We start from the raw sequence: 19,552 nt of genomic DNA on the forward strand, positions 1-19,552 counted from the left end.
GGCCGAGCCTTCACGGTGCCCCTAGACTGGCGCCGTTTTCTTATGTGTGGGGACACAGATGGCTGATGGTGTCGAGGTGCGCGGCAGGACCGTGCGCGTGTATTTCCGCTATGACGGCGAGCTGTGCCGGGAGCCCTTTCCCGGGGAGGCCACTCCGGAGAACATCGCCCAGGCCGAGCGCCTGGTGGGGATGATCAATTACGAAATCAAGGCGGGCACCTTCAGCTATGCCCGGCACTTCCCGGACTCCCCGAAGGTCAAGACCAACACCCTCGGCCACTACATCGATCTGTGGCTGGACATCAAGCGCAACAAGATGGCCCCCAGCGGCTTTCGCGGCTATTGCAGCCGGGTGGAGACCCACATCCGCCCGCGCTGGGGCGAATGCCAGGCGGACACCATCGACCACCTGGACGTGCAGGACTGGGTGCAGAACACGCTGATGCCCAAGCTGCACAACAAGACGGTGCGCGAGGTGGTGAGCAACCTGCGGCAGATCTTCCGCCTGTACCGCACGCGCAACCGATCTGCGCATGATCCAACCGATGGCATCGAGATCACCCTGCCGGACGCCGAGGACCCGGATCCGTTCACCCGGGAGGAGATCGAGAGCATCCTCGGCACGCCTACCCATCGCCAGGCGGAGCTGAATCTCATCGAGTTCATGCTGTGGAGCGGCCCACGTGTGAGCGAGGCGCTTGCGCTGGCCTGGGAGGACGTCGACCTCGAGGCCGGTACGGTGACCTTCCGCCGCGCCAGGGTGCGCAGCCAGCACAAGGTGACCAAGACGCGCCGCTCAACCCGGAAGGTGCAGCTGCTCGCCCCTGCCCTGCGCGCGCTGCAGCGCCAGGCGCCGCTGACCCGGAACCTGAAGCCGGTGCCGATCGAGGTGATCGACCGCGACAACCGCACCAGGAAGGCGCAGAAGGTGCGCTTCGTCTTCCACAACACAGCCAGCGGCGAAGCCTTCTCGACCTCAGACACGCTGCGCAACGGATGGTGGAATGGGCACCTGAAGAAGGCCGGCGTCCGCCAACGCGGCCCGAACCAGTGCCGCCACACCTTCGCCAGCCAGATGCTGTCCAGCGGAATAGCCACACCGGAGTGGATCGCCGACCAGATGGGCCACACGTCCACGGCGATGATCTTCAAGCACTACGCCAAGTGGATCAGCACGGACGGGCCAGACGTCGTCGGCCTGCTGAACCAGGCGCTCAAACTGATCTGAAAGCAACAAAAAAGGGGGCCTCGAAAGGCCCCCTTTTTCATGCGCTGTTCCCAAAATGTTCCCAAATCGTTCCCTTTTGCGGGTTTCGATTTAAAAACCTCAATGAAAACAACTACTTAGATGGCGGAAGCGGTGAGATTCGAACTCACGGACAGTTTCCCGTCGGCGGTTTTCAAGACCGCTGCCTTCAACCACTCGGCCACACTTCCGCATTTGCGGGCGGCAATAGTACCCGAACGCAACACGCTGTCAAACTCTGTCACGTGGGACGTTCGTGCGCTCTGTTATCATTTCGCCCGACTGCGGTCACGGACCTTACAAACTTGCAGGAGTCATGCAAATGAGCGATCACGATTACGCAATCAGCCAGGCGCAGGCCGGCGACCTCGAAGTCAGCCGGGTGCTGCGCAACACCTATGGCCTTCTGGCGCTGACCCTGGCCTTCAGCGGCCTGGTCGCCTACGTCGCGCAGCAGATGCGCGTCGGCTACCCGAGCATCTTCGTGGTGCTGCTGGGCTTCTACGGTCTGTTCTTCCTGACCGTGAAACTGCGCAATTCCGCCTGGGGCCTGCTGTCCACCTTCGCCCTGACCGGCTTCATGGGCTACACCCTCGGCCCCATCCTCAACCGCTACCTGGGCATGCCCAACGGCGGTGAAGTAGTAGCCTCGGCGTTCGCCATGACGGCGCTGGTGTTCTTCGGCCTGTCGGCCTATGTGCTGACCACCCGCAAGGACATGAGCTTCCTGGGCGGTTTCATCACCGCTGGGTTCTTCGTCCTGATCGGCGCCATGCTGGCCAGCTTCTTCTTCGACATCAGCGGCCTGCAACTGGCGATCAGCGCTGGCTTCGTGGTGTTCTCCTCGGTCTGCATCCTGTTCCAGACCAGTGCGATCATCCACGGCGGCGAGCGCAACTACATCATGGCGACCATCAGCCTGTACGTGTCGATCTACAACCTGTTCGTCAGCCTGCTGCAGATCTTCGGTGTGATGAGCGGCGACGACTGATCCCGCAGCCTCAAGGAAAGCCCGCTTCGGCGGGCTTTTTCTTGCCTGCAAAACGACGTCCCAAGCCTTATCATGGCGCCCTGCATTCAAGACGATCTGCTCCATGAAATTCGCCATCGCCCTCTTCTCCCCGCCCCACTCGCCAGCCTCTCGCCGGGCGCTGCGCTTCACCGAAGCCGTGCTCGCGGCCAGCCATGAAGTGGTGCGGCTGTTCTTCTACCAGGACGGCGTGCACAGCGCCTCGGCCAACGTCGTCGCACCGCAGGATGAAACCGATACGGCGCGGGAATGGCAGGCACTGGTCGCGGCTCATCAACTGGACGGCGTGGTGTGCATCGCCGCTGCGTTGCGCCGGGGCGTGCTGAATGCCGAGGAGGCGGCGCGGTACGGCCGAGAGGCGGCCAACCTGGCGGGTGGATGGACACTTTCCGGCCTCGGGCAGTTGCACGAAGCCGCTCAACTGGCAGACCGGCTGGTCTGCTTCGGGGGGGACTGATGGCCAAGTCCATGCTCATCATCAGCCGTCGCGCGCCAGGCTCTGGCCCCAGCGCCCGCGAGGCGCTGGACATCGCGCTGGCCGGTGGTGCCTTCGATCTGCCGCTGGCCATGCTGTTCATGGATGACGGCGTCTTCCAGCTGACGCCTGACCAAGCTCCCCACCATATTCAGCAGAAAGACCTCAGTGCCAATCTGCAGGCCTTGCCACTGTTCGGGATCGAGGATCTGTTCGCCTGCGCCTACAGCCTGCAGGAACGCGGGCTGGATGCCTCGCACCTGGCCCTGCCTGCCCAGCCACTGGATGACGAGGCGCTGCGCGCCCTCATCGCGCGCCATGACCTGGTGGTGACCCTCTGATGAGTACGCTGCATATCCTTTCCCACTCACCGTTCGGCGACAGCCGCTTTGCCAGTTGCCTGCGCGTGCTCGACCAAGGCGATGCCCTGCTGCTGACGGGTGAGGCAGTCCAGGCCCTGCGCCAGGGCTCCGCTCCCAGGCTGAAGCTGGACCAGCTCCCTGCCCAGGTGGCGCTGTTCGCCCTGGAGGAAGACATCCTGGCCCGCGCCCTGACCGACCTCCCCTGCCATTGCACCGCCTTGGACTACCCGCGCTTCGTGGCGCTGTGCCTGGACTACGACAAGGTGAACAGCTGGCTATGAACACCCTGGAGCATGACGGCCGCAACCTTGCACTGGACAAGGACGGCTACCTGGAAAACCTCTCCGACTGGAGCCCTGCCGTCGCCGAAGCGCTGGCCCGCAGGGAGGAGCTGGTGCTGACGCCAGCCCATTGGGAAATCCTCGAACTGTTGCGCGCCTTCTACGACGAGTTCCAGCTGTCACCGGCCAATCGCCCGCTGATCAAGTACGTCGCTCAGAAGCTGGGCCCGGAAAAGGGCAACAGCCTGCACCTCAATCACCTCTTCAAGGGCGCTCCTGCCAAGCTTGCCGCCAAGCTCGCCGGCCTGCCCCGACCGACGAATTGCCTATGACGCCCGCAGCCCCGACTGAACACCCGTTCGCCCAGTTCGTCCGCATCCTCGGCAAAGGCAAACGCGGCGCCCGTGGCCTGACCCGGGAAGAAGCTCGCGATGCCATGGGCATGCTGCTGGACGGCGAAGTGGAAGAGGCCCAGCTCGGTGCCTTCCTGATGCTGCTGCGGCACAAGGAGGAAAGCGCCGAAGAGCTGGCGGGCTTCACCGAAGCCTTCCGTGCACGCAATGACGCTCCTCGCCTGCCAATCGACCTGGATTGGCCGAGCTATGCGGGCAAGAAGCGCCATCACCCCTGGTTCCTGCTGGCGGCCAAGGCCCTGGCCCAGGGTGGGTACCGCATCCTGCTGCACGGTGGCGGCCTGCATACGGCGGGACGGGTCTATACGGAACAGTATCTGGAGTGCCTGGGCATTCCCGACTGCGCAGACTGGTCGGCTGTCGAAGCCGCACTGGTCCGTCACAACATCGCCTTCATTTCCCTGGGGGCCTGGGCGCCGCGCCTGCAACGGATGATCGACCTTCGCAACGTGCTCGGGCTGCGCTCGCCCATCCACTCACTCGCACGCGTGCTGAACCCGCTCCAGGCCCGCTGCGGCCTGCAGAGCATCTTCCACCCGGGCTACCAGGCCGTGCATCGCGAGGCGAGCCGCCTGCTGGGCGACACCTCGGTGGTGATCAAGGGCGAAGGCGGCGAGATCGAGGTCAACCCTGACAGCGCCTGCACCCTGTTCGGTACCCGCGATGGCGAGGTATGGGACGAGGACTGGCCGGCACTTTCCGCACTGCGCCATGTGAAGCCTGAGCGCCTGGCCGTCGACCAACTGCTGGGCCTATGGCACGGAAGCCGGGACGACAGCTACGGCCAGTTAGCTGTCACGGCCACTATGGCGCTCGCCCTGCGCGGCCTGGGCCACGACCGGGACGCGGCATTTGCCGAGGCCGAGCGGCTGTGGGCACAGCGCAATCCATCGATACCGTCGATAACCTGAACCCGGATTCTTCATCCCTCTGCCCGCCTCATCGCCTCTAGACTGGCGCCTCGCATTTCAACGAGGTCAGGACAATGGGATTGCTGGTCGACGGCACATGGCACGACACCTGGTACGACACGTCCGGGGATGGGCGTTTCAAGCGCGAGGACGCCCGGCGCCGCAACTGGATCACCCGTGACGGCGAGCCAGGTCCGAGTGGTGTCGGCGGCTTCAAGGCAGAGGCCGGGCGCTATCACCTCTACGTATCCCTGGCGTGCCCCTGGGCTCACCGCACCCTGATCGTGCGTCGCCTGAAAGGGCTGGAATCGCTGATCGGTGTTTCAGTGGTGAGCTGGCTGATGCGGGAAAACGGCTGGACCTTCGACCGGGCACAGGGCTCAACCGGCGACGCGCTCCATGGCCTGGATTTCCTGCACCAGCTCTATACCCGGGAAGACCCGACCTACAGCGGCCGGGTGACCGTGCCGGTACTCTGGGACACGCAGCAGCAGCGGATCGTCAGCAACGAGTCATCCGAGATCATCCGGATGTTCAACAGCGCCTTCGATGAACTGACCGGCAACACACTCGATCTCTACCCTGCCCCGCTGCGGACCGATATCGACGCCTGGAACGAACGCATCTACCCGGCGGTGAACAACGGTGTCTACCGGGCCGGCTTCGCCACCACCCAGGCGGCCTATGAAGAGGCGGTGACCACGCTGTTCGGGGAGCTGGATGCCCTGGAGGCGCGACTGGCTGAGTCCCGCTACCTGGCGGGCCAGCACGTCACCGAGGCCGATTGGCGGCTGTTCACCACCCTGATCCGCTTCGACGCGATCTACCACGGGCACTTCAAGTGCAACCTCAAGCGCCTGGCGGACTATCCCAATCTTTCAGGCTGGTTGAGGGAGCTGTACCAATGGCCCGGGATTGTGGAGACAGTGGACTTCACCCATATCAAGGGCCACTACTACGCCAGCCACCGGACCATCAACCCGACCGGGATCATCCCCCTCGGCCCCGAACTCGACCTGCTGAGCGCCCACGCTCGCGATCACCTGCCGGGGCGCGGCATTGCTCAGTCCGCCTGAGCGCCTTCGAACCAGGCGAGCTGGTCACGCAGTTTGACCACCTCGCCGACGATCACCAGCGTCGGCGCGTGGACTTCGTGCTCGGCCACCAATTGCGGCAGGTTGCCCAGGGTGCCGGTGAACACCCGCTGATTGCGGGTGGTGCCCTGCTGCACAAGCGCCGCCGGCGTATCCGCTGAGCGGCCATGGCGCACCAACTGCTCGCAGATGATCGGCAGGCCCACCAAGCCCATGTAGAACACCAGCGTCTGGCCGGGCGAAGTCAGGTCAGCCCAGGGCAGGTCGCTGCTGCCATCCTTCAGGTGCCCGGTGACGAAGCGCACCGACTGCGCATGGTCGCGGTGGGTCAGCGGGATGCCGGCATAAGCGGCGCAACCGGAGGCAGCGGTGATGCCCGGCACCACCTGGAAGGGGATGCCATGGGCGGCCAGTTCGCCGATCTCCTCGCCACCCCGGCCGAAGATGAACGGGTCACCACCTTTCAGCCGCAGCACCCGCTTGCCCTGCTTGGCCAGGTCGATGAGCAGGCGATTGATCTGCTCCTGGGGGACGGCATGGTCCGCGCGGCGCTTGCCCACGTAGATCCGCTCGGCGTCACGCCGGCACATCTCGATGATGGGCTCGGCCACCAGGCGGTCGTAGAGCACCACATCCGCCTGCTGCATCAGCCGCAGGGCGCGGAAGGTGAGCAGGTCCGGATCGCCCGGGCCAGCCCCCACCAGGTACACCTCGCCCAGAGGCTTGGGCGCACCGCCCGCGACCCGCTCGGCGAGCATTCGCTCGGCTTCGGCGGGTTGCCCAGACAGCACGCGTTCGGCGATCGGCCCCTGGAAGACGTCCTCCCAGAACACCCGGCGCTGCTGCACGTCGGGGAACAGTTGCTTGACCTGCTGGCGGAAGCGCTTGGCCAGGCCGGCCAACTGGCCATAGGCGGATGGGATCCAGGTCTCGATCTTGGCGCGGATCAGCCGGGCCAGGACAGGCGCATCCCCCGCACTGGACACCGCGACGATCAACGGCGAGCGGTCGACGATGGCAGGGAAGATGACGCTGCACAGGGCCGGCGCATCCACCACGTTGACCGGCACGCCACGCGCCTGGGCATCGCGGGAAATCTGCGCGTTGAGCGGCTCGTCATCGGTGGCGGCAATGACCAGCACCGCGCCCTCCAGGTCACCCGAGGCATACCCACGGCGATGCACCAACCCCTGGGACTGCTCGACCAATGCCACCAGCTGACTGTCGATCTCCGGCGCCACAACCCGCAGGCAGGCGCCGGCGTCCGCCAGCAGGCGCGCCTTGCGCAGGGCGATCTCTCCACCCCCGACGACAAGCACATGACGACCCTGGAGGTTGTGGAACAGCGGTAGGAAATCCATGGAAAAGCCCTGGGTGAATCGGGAAGAAACAGCCCGCGTCGGCAGAGGCCGAGACGCGGGCTGGACAGGCTGGCAGACGCCGGTGCGGGCGCAGGCAATCAGCCGATGATGTCGATGCCGCCCATGTAGGGTTTGAGCACCTCGGGCACACGAATGCTACCGTCCGCCTGCTGGTAGTTCTCCAGCACGGCCACCAGGGTCCGGCCTACGGCCAGGCCGGAGCCGTTGAGGGTGTGGACCAACTCCGGCTTGCCGGTTTCCGGGTTGCGGTAGCGCGCCTGCATGCGGCGGGCCTGGAAGTCACCGCAGTTGGAGCAGGAGGAAATCTCGCGGTACTTGTCCTGGCTCGGCACCCAGACTTCGAGGTCGTAGGTCTTGGTGGCGGAAAAGCCCATGTCACCGGTGCACAGGGCGAGCACGCGGTACGGCAGCTCCAGCAGTTGCAACACGCGCTCGGCATTGCCAGTCATGGATTCCAGGGCTTCGAAGGACCTGGACGGCTCGACGATCTGCACCATCTCGACCTTGTCGAACTGGTGCTGGCGGATCATGCCGCGGGTGTCACGGCCGGATGCACCCGCCTCGCTGCGGAAGCACGGGGTGTGGGCGACGAACTTCAGCGGCAATTGCTTGGCGTCGAGAATCTCGCCCGCCACGATGTTGGTCAGGGACACTTCGGCGGTGGGGATGAGGTAGAAGTCGGCCTCGTTCTCACGGCTGATCTTGAACAGGTCTTCCTCGAACTTCGGCAGCTGGCCGGTACCCTGCAGCGCGGGCGCCTGGACCAGATAGGGGGTGTAGGCCTCTTCGTAGCCATGATCACCGGTGTGCAGGTTGATCATGAACTGAGCCAGGGCACGGTGCAGACGGGCGATAGGGCCGCGCAACAGGGCGAAGCGGGCACCGGAGAGCTTGGCGGCGGTTTCGAAGTCCAGCCAGCCATGCTGCTCGCCCAGGGCGACGTGGTCCTTGATCTCGAAATCGAAGCTGCGCGGGGTGCCCCAGCGACGAACCTCGACGTTGCCCTCTTCATCCGCGCCCACCGGAACGGACTCGTGGGGGATGTTGGGGATGGTCAGCAGCAGGCCATCCAGCTCGGCCTGGATGCGGTCGAGTTCACGCTTACCCTCTTCCAGCTCGCCGCCCATGCGGTCCACATCGGCCAGCAGCGGTGCAATGTCCTCACCGCGCTGCTTGGCCTGGCCGATGGACTTGGAGCGGGCATTGCGCTCGGCCTGCAACTGCTCGGTGCGGGTCTGCACGGCCTTGCGCTGGTTTTCCAGGGATTCGAGGCGCGCCACGTCCAGTTGGAAGCCACGGGCGGCGAGGCGCTGGGCCACGTCCTGGGTCTGGGTGCGTACCAGTTTGGAGTCGAGCATGTGAGGTTCCCGTCTATCAGAATTTGGTCAAAGTCAGGCCTGCCCAGGTCGCAAGCAGACCACCCAGCACGCTGATTGCCGCATAGCCGAGGGCCAGGGGAACCTGGCCGCTCTCCAGCAGGCGCAACGTGTCGAGGGAAAACGAAGAAAACGTCGTCAGGCCGCCGAGAAATCCGACGATCAAGCCTGCACGAAGCTCGATCGGCACCTCCGGCCGCTGCAGAAACAGGCCATAAAGGAAGCCGATGAGCAGGCAGCCGACGATATTGACGGCAAGAGTACCGAGGTAGAAGTGCCGAGGCCAGTGCGCCGAGACCCAGTTGGCCGTGGCGAAGCGCAGCAGGGTGCCGGCAACGCCGCCCAGGGAGACGGAGAGCAGCAAGGGCAGCGGCGTCATGGGCGTCTCTTCCTCGGGCTACGGGCATCGAGCGTGGCGAGGTGCTCGAGCTTGTCGCGGATCTTGAGTTCCAGGCCTCGGGGCACCGGCTCGTAGTAACGACGCGGCTCGAGGTCTTCGGGGAAATAGTCCTCCCCAGCGGCATAGGCATCGGGCTCGTCGTGGGCGTAGCGGTATTCGTCCCCATAGCCGAGCTGCTTCATCAGCTTGGTCGGCGCGTTGCGCAGGTGCAGCGGCACCTCGCGGGAGCCGTTCTCGGCCACGTCGCGCATGGCGGCCTTGAAAGCCGTGTAGACCGCGTTGCTCTTGGGCGCGCAGGCCAGGTAGACGATGGCCTGGGCCACGGCCAGCTCGCCCTCGGGGCTGCCGAGGCGCTCCTGCACATCCCAGGCGGCGAGGCACAGGCTGAGCGCCCGTGGGTCGGCGTTACCAATGTCTTCGCTGGCCATGCGTACCACGCGACGGGCGATGTAGAGCGGATCGCAACCGCCATCGATCATCCGCGCGTACCAATAGAGCGCGCCGTCGGGACTGGAGCCGCGCACGGATTTGTGCAAGGCGGAAATCTGGTCGTAGAAGGCCTCGCCACCCTTGTCGAACCGCCGGCGGCTGTCGCCCAGCAGGTTCTGCAGCAATTCGGGGGCGATCTCGCTGCCATCTTCGGCGAGGTCAGCAGCGTTCTCCAGCAGGTTGAGCAACCGGCGACCGTCGCCATCCGCCGCTGCGACGAGAATGGAGAAGGCTTCATCCGAGAGGCTCAGCTTGCGCTTGCCCAACCCCTTCTCCTCATTGAGCGCTCGCCCGACGAGGCGACGCATCGCCGGCTCGTCGAGGCTCTTGAGCACGTAGACCCGAGCACGGGACAGCAGCGCGTTGTTCAGCTCGAAGGAGGGATTCTCGGTGGTGGCGCCGATGAAGATCAGCGTGCCGTCTTCCACGTAGGGGAGGAAGGCATCCTGCTGGGATTTGTTGAAGCGGTGCACTTCATCGACGAAAAGGATGGTGCGCCGACCGTATTGAGCAGCCTGCTGACGGGCCATCTCGACGGACTGACGAATCTCCTTCACGCCCGAGAGCACGGCGGAGATGGTCTCGAAATGCGCGTCGCTGACCTGGGCCAGGAGCTTGGCCAGGGTGGTCTTGCCCACCCCGGGGGGCCCCCAGAAGATCATCGAGTGAAGCGCGCCCTGCTCAAGGGCCTCCCGCAGGGGCTTGCCCGGCGCCAGGAGGTGCTCCTGCCCGACGTACTCGTCCAGCGTGGTGGCGCGCAGACGCGCGGCCAGTGGCTGGGCGAGGGGTTCGCTGCGGAACAGGTCCATGGGACGCGGTGGGCTCCGTTATTCCTGGATGACGTCGGCGCCTTCGGGGATCTTGAAGTCGAACTGCGCGGCATCGAGTTTCTGGTTCATCTTCACCCCGAGGAACAGGATGTTGGTGCGCTGGCCGACGCTGTCGATCAGTTGCATGTCGTTGATCACGCCGTTGCGGAAGGACAGGCGCAGGGTGTCGAACAGGGTGTCCTTGGCCTTGGGCTTGAGGATGAAGTCGACCACGTCACCGCCTTCCTTGTGGGTGATCTCGAAGTTCTCGCTGATCTTCGAAACGTCACCGGACAGCAGCAGGGCCGGGGTGTGGGTCAGGCGCTGGTCCAGGGTCTGGATGGTGACCTGCTGCAGGTCCGGGTCATACAGCCAGACCTTCTCGCCATTGGAGACGAGCAGCTGCTCCATGGGCTCGTCGGTGTGCCAGCGGAACAGACCGGGACGCTTGAGCGCCAGCTCGCCGGAGGTTTCCTGCAGTTGGGTGCCGGAGCCGTCCAGGGTCAGCTGGGAAAAGCGGCCGGTGATGGTCTGGGCCTTGTTGAGCATTTCGGTCAGGCGGGAAATGGCCACCTGGTCGTCTGCCTGCACCTGGGAGGCGACAAAGCCGAGGGCAGCGACGAGCAGCATGCGGATCAGGCGCATGGGAATCCTCTTGAGTGAACCGTTCAGGGTTAATCGCGGATCGGCGCGGGAGCGACCACGTCGCGCGAGCCGTTGGAGTTCATCGGAGTGACCACACCGGCCATCTCCATGGCTTCGATCATCCGGGCAGCGCGGTTGTAGCCGATCTTCAGCTTGCGCTGGACTGCCGAGATGGAGGCACGACGGCTTTCGGTGACGAAACGTACGGCCTCGTCATACAGCGGGTCATCTTCGCTGCCCTCGCTACCACCCTCACCACCTTCGAAGCTCCCGGAGGCACCACCGCCCTCCTCCACGCCGGCGAGGATGTCTTCGATGTAGTCGGGTGCGCCACGCAACTTCCAGGCTTCCACCACACGGTGCACTTCGTCGTCGGAGACGAAGGCGCCATGGACACGGATCGGCAGGCCGGTGCCCGGCGGCAGGTAGAGCATGTCGCCGTGACCCAGCAGCTGCTCGGCGCCGCCCTGGTCGAGGATGGTGCGGGAGTCGATCTTGCTGGAGACCTGGAACGCCATGCGGGTGGGGATGTTCGCCTTGATCAGGCCGGTGATCACATCCACCGACGGACGCTGGGTGGCGAGGATCAGGTGGATGCCCGCTGCCCGCGCCTTCTGGGCGATACGGGCGATGAGTTCTTCGACCTTCTTGCCGACGATCATCATCATGTCGGCGAATTCGTCGACGACCACGACGATGGTGGGCAACTGTTTCAGCAGGGGTGCTTCATCTTCCATGCTCTCGCGACGATAAAGCGGGTCGGGCAGCGGCGTGCCGGCCTCTTCGGCGTCCTTCACCTTGCGGTTGAAGCCCGCCAGGTTACGCACCCCCATCGCCGCCATCAGCTTGTAGCGGCGCTCCATCTCGGCAACGCTCCAGCGCAGGGCGTTGGCCGCTTCCTTCATGTCCGTCACCACAGGACAAAGCAGATGCGGGATGCCTTCATAGATGGAGAGTTCGAGCATCTTGGGGTCGATCATGATCATCCGCGCCTGTTCCGGCGTGGACTTGAAGAGGATCGACAGGATCATGGCGTTCACGCCCACCGACTTACCGGAGCCGGTGGTACCGGCCACCAGAAGGTGAGGCATCTTGGCGAGGTCGGCGATGACCGGCCGACCGCCGATGTCGTGCCCCAGGGCCAGCGTGACCGGCGATTTGGCGTCGTCGTACTCGGTGGAGGACAGCACTTCGGAGAAGCGCACGATCTGCCGGTCTTCGTTGGGGATCTCGATACCAACGGTGGTCTTGCCGGGAATGACCTCGACCACGCGCACGCTGATCACCGCCAGGGAACGGGCCAGGTCCTTCGCTAGGTTGGAGATGCGGCTGACCTTGACGCCAGCCGCCGGCTGGATTTCGAAGCGGGTGATCACCGGGCCCGGGTGGACGGACTCCACCATGACCTCGACGCCGAACTCCTTCAGCTTGATCTCCAGCAGGCGCGACATGGCCTCGAGCGACTCCGGCGAGAAGCTCTTCTGCTTCTTCTCGGCAGCATCCAACAGGGAGATGGGCGGCAAGGTTCCTTCCACTGCGCTGTCGATGAAGAGCGGGACCTGCTTCTCCTTCTGAACGCGTTTGCTGGGCTCGGCAGGCTTGGGTGGCGGCGGCGGCGCAATGGTGGGCGCCGGACGGCTTTCCCGCTCGGTCATGTGCTTGGCAAGAGATTCCTCGCGCTCGATCAGGCGTTCCTTGACCTTGGCCTGCTCGCGGGTGTCCTTGACAACCGGGGCTGCCACCTCGGTGACGCGGTCATCGACCTCGCGGAGCTTGGCAACCAGCTGCTTGCGCTCCATGCGGGCGTTCCACCAACGGGTGATCAGGCTCTGGATCAGCTCCACCAGATCGAGGGTGATCTTGCCGGTCAGGTCCATCACCTTGAACCAGGACAGGTCAGTGAACACGGTGAGGCCAAACAGAAACAGGGCAAAGAACAACAGCGTACTGCCCTGCACGTTCAACGCATTGACCGAGAGATGGGCGAGGCTCTCGCCCAACGCGCCACCGGCAGAAGCCGGCATGCCGACGCTGTCCTGGAAGTGGATATCGGCCAGCGCAGCACCGGCCAGTACCAGAAAGACCAGGCCAATCAATCGCCAGGAGAACAACCAGCCGCTCCAGTCGATGGGCTGGTGACGGTGGCGGAAGACCTGCAGCGTCTTGATTCCCAGCAGCAACGGGAAGACATAGGCGAAATAGCCCAGCGCCATGAACAGGATGTCGGCGGACCAGGCGCCCAGGCGGCCAGCGGCATTCTGGACCTGCTCGACGTTACTGGTGTGGGTCCAGCCCGGGTCGGTGGAGTCGTAGGTAAGCAGCGCCATCCAGAGATAGAGGCACAAGGCGCCCAGCGCAATCAGCGCTCCCTCTTTCAAGCGGGAGTGCAATTGCTGTCGCCAGACTGGAATCTGGGCAGAGGGGGTGGAATTCTTCAAACGCCTGGTTTCCTGCGCCATTGGCGCGTCCAAGATTCGATCAGGGGCGAAAAAGACGCCCATTGTACGGGTTTAACGCTCGGACGCCACAGCGCACACGGCGCGGCGGGTGCGTTTTGCTGACGCTTCCTGCTTCGGTGTAGCATAGCCCGCAGCGTCTTGCGCAGTGCTCAATTGGAGCACGCATTCTCTTTTGTGACAAAGACTTATGAGGCCTTTTTATGAGCGACGTCAAGCATTCACGCCTGATTATCCTGGGCTCCGGCCCAGCCGGTTATACCGCTGCCGTGTATGCTGCACGCGCCAACCTCAAGCCCACCGTCATCACCGGCATCCAGCCTGGCGGGCAACTGACCACCACCACTGAGGTGGACAACTGGCCCGGCGATGTCGAGGGGCTGACCGGCCCGGCGCTGATGGAGCGCATGCAGAAGCATGCCGAGCGCTTCGACACCGAGATCCTCTACGACCACATCCACACCGCCGAGTTGCAGCAACGCCCCTTCATCCTCAAGGGCGACAGCGGCACCTACAGCTGTGACGCGCTGATCATCGCCACGGGCGCCTCCGCCCAGTACCTTGGCCTTCCGTCCGAGGAGGCATTCGCCGGCAAGGGCGTTTCGGCCTGCGCCACCTGCGACGGCTTCTTCTATCGCAACCAGGTTGTCTGCGTGGTGGGCGGCGGCAACACCGCCGTCGAAGAGGCGCTCTATCTGTCCAACATCGCCAAGGAAGTGCACCTGATCCACCGCCGCGACAAGCTGCGCTCGGAGAAGATCCTGCAGGACAAGCTCTTCGAGAAGGCAGCCAATGGCAACGTCCGCCTGCACTGGAACCAGACCATGGACGAAGTGCTGGGCGACAAAACCGGCGTCACCGGCGTACGCCTGAAGAGCACCGAGGACGGTTCCACCCAGGAGCTGCAGCTGGCAGGCGTGTTCATCGCCATCGGCCACAAACCGAATACCGACCTTTTCCAGGGCCAACTGGAAATGCGCGACGGCTACCTGGTGATCCGTGGTGGCTCAGAGGGCAATGCCACGGCGACCAGCATCGAGGGCGTCTTTGCCGCCGGCGACGTAGCTGACCACGTCTATCGCCAGGCAATCACCTCGGCAGGCGCAGGCTGCATGGCGGCCCTGGACGCCGAAAAATTCCTCGACGACAGCCACTGACGATGAGGTCGGGCGGCCATGCCGCCCTCCCCTTCCATGCTGACCTGGCTGAATCGCGAAACCTACGACTTCCCTCCCCTGGAGCGCGCACTGCGTGAGCCCAACGGCTTGCTCGCCGCAGGCGGCGACCTGAGCGCGGAGCGCCTCCTCGCCGCCTATCGCCACGGTTGCTTCCCCTGGTTCCAGGAGGGGCAGCCGCCACTCTGGTGGTCACCCGACCCACGCACCGTCCTATCCCCCCACGAAGTCCACGTATCACGCAGCCTGGCGAAAATCCTTCGCCAGGGCAGGTTCGAGGTGAGCTTCGACACGGACTTCGCAGCCGTGATCCAGGGTTGCGCAGGCCCTCGCAGCTATGCAGACGGAACCTGGATCACCGACGCCATGCAACAGGCCTATATCGAGCTGCACCAGAGGGGCTTCGCCCACTCGGTGGAAGTCAGGCTGAACGGCGAACTGGTGGGCGGCCTCTATGGCCTGGCTATCGGCAAGCTGTTCTTTGGCGAATCCATGTTCAGCCGGGCAGACAACGCTTCGAAGGTCGGCTTCGCCACGCTGGCCACCCACCTCGTCAAGTGGGGATTCGTATTGATCGACTGCCAGATGCCCACCTCGCACCTCCAGAGCCTGGGCGCCTACGCCATCCCCCGCAGCGAGTACGCCCGCTACCTCCAGCTGTATCTGGACCAGCCGAACACCGCCGACTGGACCGTCGCCTAGGCGAGTCGCCAACCCTGACATACACTTGCGGAAGGCTTTTCCGAGGTTCCGCCATGACCGAGCTGGCCCGCTTGAAGTTCTATGCCACTCAGCCACACCCATGCAGCTATCTGCCCGGGGAACAGGCCACTACGCTGTTCCTCGACCCCAGCCAGCCCATGGACGTGGACGTCTATGCCGAGCTCTCGGAAATGGGTTTCCGCCGCAGCGGAGACCACCTGTACCGCCCCCACTGCCAACGCTGCACCGCCTGCGTTCCTGCCCGAATCCCCGCCGCACCGTTCAGCCCCGACCGCCAGCAGCGCCGCATCCTCAAGCGGAACGCGGACATCGAAGTACGCGGAGTGAAACCCTCCTTCACCGAGGAGTACTACGCGCTCTACGTGCGCTACATCGAGGAACGCCATGCCGACGGCGACATGTACCCTCCGAGCCGCGACCAGTTCTCGACCTTCCTGGTCCGCGATCTTTCGTTCTGCCGCTTCTTCGAGTTCCGCCTGCAAGGACGCCTGGTCGCAGTAGCCGTTACCGACGTCCTGCCGAACGGTCTTTCCGCCGTCTACACCTTCTACGACCCTTCGGAAGAACGGCGCAGCCTGGGCCGCTTCGCGATTCTCTGGCAGATCGGCGAAACCCTGCGCCTGGGCCTTGAAGCCGTCTACCTCGGGTACTGGATCAAGAACTGCCGCAAGATGAATTACAAGACCCAGTACCGTCCAATCGAGCTCTTCGTGAACCAGCGCTGGGTCACTCTGACCTGAAGCCCTTGGCGAGCGGTGGCATTTTCGGGCACAATGCACGCCGTTTTTGCCAGGCGCCGATTGCACCCGGCCATTCTTTGATACCGAGGGCTCTACTGCATGTCGAAAGAAGACAGCTTCGAAATGGAAGGCACTGTCGTCGACACCCTACCCAACACCATGTTCCGCGTGGAGTTGGAAAACGGGCACGTCGTCACCGCGCACATTTCCGGCAAGATGCGCAAGAACTACATCCGCATCCTGACCGGTGACAAAGTTCGCGTCGAGCTGACTCCCTATGATCTGAGCAAAGGCCGCATCACCTACCGCGCCCGCTGATCGGATCCAGAAAAAAGCCCGGCAATCGCCGGGCTTTTTCGTTTGCCTGACTATCAGGCCATCTCGGCCGTCGTCTCGAACTCGAAAGCCAGCTCACCCCCCTTCACATCGACGTGCACCACGCCGCCGTGATCGGCCAGCTCACCGAACAGGATCTCCTCCGCCAACGGGCGCTTGATCTTATCCTGGATCAGGCGAGCCATGGGGCGAGCCCCCATCTGTACGTCGTATCCGCGCTCACCGAGCCATTCCCGCGCCTCGTCACTGACAACCAGCTGGACACGCTTGTCCTCCAACTGGGCCTGCAATTCGGTGAGGAACTTGTCGACCACGTTCTTGATGGTCTCCATCGACAGACGACCAAACTGGATGATGGTGTCCAGGCGATTGCGGAACTCGGGCGTGAAGCTCTTCTTGATCACTTCCATCGCATCGGACGAGTGGTCCTGCTGGGTGAAGCCAATGGACGCTCGCGCAGCAGTCTCGGCGCCGGCGTTCGTGGTCATGATCACGATCACGTTGCGGAAGTCAGCCTTGCGCCCGTTGTTGTCGGTGAGGGTGCCGTGGTCCATGACCTGCAGCAGCAGGTTGAAGACCTCGGGATGCGCCTTCTCGATCTCATCCAGCAAGAGCACGCAATGCGGCATCTTGGTGATGGCCTCGGTCAGCAATCCACCCTGGTCGAACCCGACGTAGCCGGGAGGCGCACCAATGAGACGCGAGACGGTGTGCCGCTCCATGTACTCGGACATGTCGAAGCGCACGAGCTCGATCCCCAGCGCTTTCGCCAGCTGGCGTGCAACCTCGGTCTTGCCCACGCCGGTAGGGCCGGCGAACAGGAAGGAACCGACCGGCTTGTCCGGGGACTTCAGACCGGCACGGGAGAGCTTGATGGCCGTCGACAGCGAATCGATGGCAGCATCCTGACCGAAGACGGTGAGCTTGAGGTCACGTTCGAGATTGCGCAGCAGCTCCTTGTCGGAACTGGTGACGTGCTTGGGCGGAATGCGCGCGATCTTTGCGACGATATCTTCCACCTGAGCCACCTCGATCCGAGCCACGCGCTTCTCTTCCGGCTGCAGGCGCTGATAGGCGCCGGCCTCATCGATCACATCGATGGCCTTGTCAGGCATGTGGCGATCGTTGATGTAGCGAGCCGCCAGCTCCGCCGCAGCACGCAGCGCTTCATCGCTGTACTCGATGTGGTGGTGCTGCTCGAAGCGCGGCTTGAGCCCTTTCAGGATGCCGATGGTGTCCTCGACGGAAGGCTCGACCACATCCACTTTCTGGAAGCGCCGCGCCAATGCCCGATCCTTCTCGAAAATGCCGCGGAACTCCTGGAAGGTCGTCGAGCCGATGCAACGGATTTCACCCGAGGACAGGAGCGGCTTGAGAAGGTTGGAGGCATCCATCACCCCTCCGGATGCCGCACCCGCACCGATGATGGTGTGAATCTCATCGATGAACAGGATCGCATGGGGGCGCTTGCGCAACTCGTTCAGCAGAGCCTTGAAACGCTTCTCGAAGTCGCCACGGTATTTCGTCCCGGCCAACAACGCACCGAGATCCAGGGAGTAGACGACACTGTCGGCCAGCAACTCCGGCACCTGGTTGTCCACGATGCGCTTGGCCAGCCCCTCGGCGATGGCAGTCTTGCCGACACCAGCCTCACCGACCAGCAACGGATTATTCTTGCGACGACGCGCCAGGATCTGCGCTACGCGCTCAACCTCATTCTCGCGTCCCACAAGCGGATCGATGCGCCCTTGTCGGGCAAGCTCGTTCAGGTTGCTGGCATAGGCATCGAGCGGATGGCCTGCCGAAGAAGACTCGCCGCCCTCCTCATCCTGCATTTCCTGCTCGCTCTCGTGCTGCTCGCCATGCCCCGGAACCTTGGAGATTCCATGAGCGATGTAGTTGACCACATCGATACGGGCGACACTCTGCTGCTTGAGCAGGAAGACGGCCTGGCTCTCCTGCTCGCTGAAGATGGCCACCAAAACGTTGGCCCCGGTGACTTCACGCTTGCCGGAGCTCTGAACGTGGAAGACTGCACGCTGCAGGACGCGCTGGAAGCCTAGCGTCGGCTGGGTTTCACGATCCTCGTCGTGCTGAGGGATCAGCGGCGTGGTGGAGTCGATGAACTCCTGAAGATCACGCCGGAGCTTATCCAGGTTGGCGCCACAGGCGCGGAGGACGGCGGAAGCAGCATCATTGTCCAACAGGGCCAGCAGCAAGTGCTCGACCGTCATGAACTCATGACGTTTTGCGCGTGCTTCCTTGAAGGCAAGATTGAGGGTGACTTCGAGCTCGCGGTTCAACATAGCTTCACCTCATACCCAAGTGGCCGGATTAACCGTCCTTCTCGATCTCACAGAGCAGCGGATGCTGGCTCTCTCTCGCGTATTGATTCACCTGCATAGCCTTGGTTTCAGCAATATCGCGCGTATACACACCACATACGGCCCGCCCTTCGGTATGGACGGTCAGCATGACCCGCGTCGCCACTTCGCGATCCAGGTTGAAGATGGTTTCCAGCACCTCGACCACGAAATCCATCGGCGTGTAGTCATCATTGAACATCACCACCTTGTACATGGATGGTGCCTTCAGGGCCGGCTTGGCTTCCTGAAGCACCAGGCCGGCATCATCACCGCCGATGTGCTCGGGGTGATCCTGATTGAATGTTAGTCGAATCTGGCTGCTTGCATGCATGCTGGAAAAAGCTTCTTGGCCGATGGAAAGGAACGCCCCATGGAGTTTGACCCGCTTCTCAGCCGGTCGCCGCATCGCCTTGACTAAAGGCAAAAGGGTGTTACAAACAAGGGATACCCACCTACGGGTATCAAGGGTTCCGCACCTTCGTCCGCCCGGTCGGGCCTGGCGCGGGGTCGTAGTGGATGATACTCCAGTGATGGAGTCCTTTGCAGAGGGATATCAGCATGGTTAGCGGTAAGGTCAAGTGGTTCAACAACGCCAAGGGGTATGGATTTATCCTCGCTGAAGGCCGAGATGAGGACCTGTTCGCCCATTACTCGGCGATCCAGATGGAGGGCTACAAGACCCTCAAGGCTGGCCAGCCGGTAAGCTTCGACATTATCCAGGGCCCCAAGGGCCTGCATGCCGTGAACATCAGCCCTGTCACGGCGGCCAGCGATACCCATGGCACCACTGCAGTTGCCTCTGCCAAAGGTAGCGCCGTCGAAGCCTGACCCTGAAAGCTGGGG

20 protein-coding genes, 1 tRNA gene and 1 pseudogene are annotated in these 19,552 nt (G+C 63.6%); 13 read left to right on the top strand and 9 right to left on the bottom strand.

The window, feature by feature from the left end; genetic code table 11:
* Positions 1–58: 58 nt before the first annotated feature.
* Positions 59–1,228 (top strand): Arm DNA-binding domain-containing protein, encoded by a 1,170-nt coding sequence (locus tag FBY21_RS08350; protein WP_142010271.1) that lies wholly within the window; start codon positions 59–61, stop codon positions 1,226–1,228.
* Between the two features lie 121 nt (positions 1,229–1,349).
* Here FBY21_RS08350 and FBY21_RS08355 read toward each other — a convergent pair.
* Positions 1,350–1,437: transfer RNA gene (locus FBY21_RS08355), tRNA-Ser, on the bottom strand.
* A gap of 131 nt (positions 1,438–1,568) precedes the next feature.
* Here FBY21_RS08355 and FBY21_RS08360 point away from each other — a divergent pair.
* From FBY21_RS08360 to FBY21_RS08390, 7 genes are all read left to right on the top strand, one after another.
* Positions 1,569–2,237, top strand: a complete 669-nt coding sequence (locus tag FBY21_RS08360; protein WP_044406370.1) for a Bax inhibitor-1/YccA family protein — start codon at positions 1,569–1,571, stop codon at positions 2,235–2,237.
* Between the two features lie 103 nt (positions 2,238–2,340).
* Complete coding sequence (tusD, locus tag FBY21_RS08365) at positions 2,341–2,733, top strand: sulfurtransferase complex subunit TusD (RefSeq protein ID WP_142010274.1); 393 nt, start codon at positions 2,341–2,343, stop codon at positions 2,731–2,733.
* Entirely contained in the window at positions 2,733–3,092 is a 360-nt protein-coding gene (gene tusC, locus FBY21_RS08370) for a sulfurtransferase complex subunit TusC (RefSeq protein ID WP_142010276.1), read from the top strand. Before tusD ends, tusC begins: the two co-directional genes overlap by 1 nt.
* Positions 3,092–3,394, top strand: a complete 303-nt coding sequence (tusB, locus tag FBY21_RS08375; protein WP_142010279.1) for a sulfurtransferase complex subunit TusB — start codon at positions 3,092–3,094, stop codon at positions 3,392–3,394. Before tusC ends, tusB begins: the two co-directional genes overlap by 1 nt.
* Complete coding sequence (locus tag FBY21_RS08380; RefSeq protein ID WP_069561068.1) at positions 3,391–3,726, top strand: TusE/DsrC/DsvC family sulfur relay protein; 336 nt, start codon at positions 3,391–3,393, stop codon at positions 3,724–3,726. The genes tusB and FBY21_RS08380 overlap by 4 nt, the downstream gene beginning before the upstream one ends.
* Positions 3,723–4,718, top strand: a complete 996-nt coding sequence (locus FBY21_RS08385) for a glycosyl transferase family protein (protein ID WP_142010281.1) — start codon at positions 3,723–3,725, stop codon at positions 4,716–4,718. The genes FBY21_RS08380 and FBY21_RS08385 overlap by 4 nt, the downstream gene beginning before the upstream one ends.
* A gap of 74 nt (positions 4,719–4,792) precedes the next feature.
* Positions 4,793–5,794: a glutathione S-transferase family protein gene (locus FBY21_RS08390; RefSeq protein ID WP_142010284.1), complete on the top strand. Its 1,002-nt coding sequence runs from the start codon at positions 4,793–4,795 to the stop codon at positions 5,792–5,794.
* Here FBY21_RS08390 and cysG read toward each other — a convergent pair.
* The 6 genes from cysG to ftsK all read right to left on the bottom strand — a co-directional run bounded on the left by cysG (position 5,782) and on the right by ftsK (position 13,372).
* Complete coding sequence (cysG, locus tag FBY21_RS08395; protein ID WP_107328426.1) at positions 5,782–7,173, bottom strand: siroheme synthase CysG; 1,392 nt, start codon at positions 7,171–7,173, stop codon at positions 5,782–5,784. The genes FBY21_RS08390 and cysG overlap by 13 nt on opposite strands.
* Before the next feature lie 98 nt (positions 7,174–7,271).
* Positions 7,272–8,552 (bottom strand): serine--tRNA ligase, encoded by a 1,281-nt coding sequence (serS, locus tag FBY21_RS08400; protein WP_142010287.1) that lies wholly within the window; start codon positions 8,550–8,552, stop codon positions 7,272–7,274.
* 16 nt (positions 8,553–8,568) lie between these two features.
* Entirely contained in the window at positions 8,569–8,949 is a 381-nt protein-coding gene (gene crcB / locus FBY21_RS08405) for a fluoride efflux transporter CrcB (protein ID WP_044406340.1), read from the bottom strand.
* Positions 8,946–10,268 (bottom strand): replication-associated recombination protein A, encoded by a 1,323-nt coding sequence (locus tag FBY21_RS08410; RefSeq protein ID WP_044406337.1) that lies wholly within the window; start codon positions 10,266–10,268, stop codon positions 8,946–8,948. The genes crcB and FBY21_RS08410 overlap by 4 nt, the downstream gene beginning before the upstream one ends.
* An 18-nt stretch (positions 10,269–10,286) precedes the next feature.
* Entirely contained in the window at positions 10,287–10,913 is a 627-nt protein-coding gene (gene lolA / locus FBY21_RS08415; RefSeq protein ID WP_074972582.1) for an outer membrane lipoprotein chaperone LolA, read from the bottom strand.
* Positions 10,914–10,942: 29 nt separating this feature from the next.
* Entirely contained in the window at positions 10,943–13,372 is a 2,430-nt protein-coding gene (gene ftsK / locus FBY21_RS08420; protein ID WP_139233688.1) for a DNA translocase FtsK, read from the bottom strand.
* A gap of 200 nt (positions 13,373–13,572) precedes the next feature.
* Here ftsK and trxB point away from each other — a divergent pair, with 200 nt between their 5' ends.
* The 4 genes from trxB (at position 13,573) to infA (ending at position 16,325) form a co-directional block, all read left to right on the top strand.
* Positions 13,573–14,526 carry a thioredoxin-disulfide reductase gene (gene trxB, locus FBY21_RS08425; protein WP_142010289.1) on the top strand — a complete coding sequence of 318 codons (954 nt, stop codon included), beginning with the start codon at positions 13,573–13,575 and terminating at the stop codon, positions 14,524–14,526.
* A gap of 36 nt (positions 14,527–14,562) precedes the next feature.
* Complete coding sequence (gene aat / locus FBY21_RS08430) at positions 14,563–15,246, top strand: leucyl/phenylalanyl-tRNA--protein transferase (RefSeq protein ID WP_107328422.1); 684 nt, start codon at positions 14,563–14,565, stop codon at positions 15,244–15,246.
* A 53-nt stretch (positions 15,247–15,299) separates the two neighbouring features.
* The gene (locus tag FBY21_RS08435) at positions 15,300–16,007 is read left to right on the top strand and encodes an arginyltransferase (protein ID WP_044406323.1); all 708 of its coding nucleotides are present in this window, start codon (positions 15,300–15,302) and stop codon (positions 16,005–16,007) included.
* Positions 16,008–16,106: 99 nt separating this feature from the next.
* Positions 16,107–16,325 carry a translation initiation factor IF-1 gene (gene infA, locus FBY21_RS08440; RefSeq protein WP_002553999.1) on the top strand — a complete coding sequence of 73 codons (219 nt, stop codon included), beginning with the start codon at positions 16,107–16,109 and terminating at the stop codon, positions 16,323–16,325.
* A 53-nt stretch (positions 16,326–16,378) separates the two neighbouring features.
* Here the strand turns inward: infA and clpA are convergent, their stop codons facing one another.
* Complete coding sequence (clpA, locus tag FBY21_RS08445) at positions 16,379–18,649, bottom strand: ATP-dependent Clp protease ATP-binding subunit ClpA (protein WP_142010292.1); 2,271 nt, start codon at positions 18,647–18,649, stop codon at positions 16,379–16,381.
* Between the two features lie 28 nt (positions 18,650–18,677).
* Positions 18,678–19,040 (bottom strand): ATP-dependent Clp protease adapter ClpS, encoded by a 363-nt coding sequence (clpS, locus tag FBY21_RS08450; RefSeq protein ID WP_044406310.1) that lies wholly within the window; start codon positions 19,038–19,040, stop codon positions 18,678–18,680.
* Between the two features lie 227 nt (positions 19,041–19,267).
* Here clpS and cspD point away from each other — a divergent pair.
* A pseudogene (gene cspD / locus FBY21_RS08455) lies at positions 19,268–19,535 on the top strand (cold shock domain-containing protein CspD); the annotation flags it as partial.
* Positions 19,536–19,552: the final 17 nt, after the last annotated feature.

The sequence above is a fragment of the Pseudomonas sp. SLBN-26 genome (assembly GCF_006715895.1).
Taxonomy (GTDB): domain Bacteria; phylum Pseudomonadota; class Gammaproteobacteria; order Pseudomonadales; family Pseudomonadaceae; genus Metapseudomonas; species Metapseudomonas otitidis.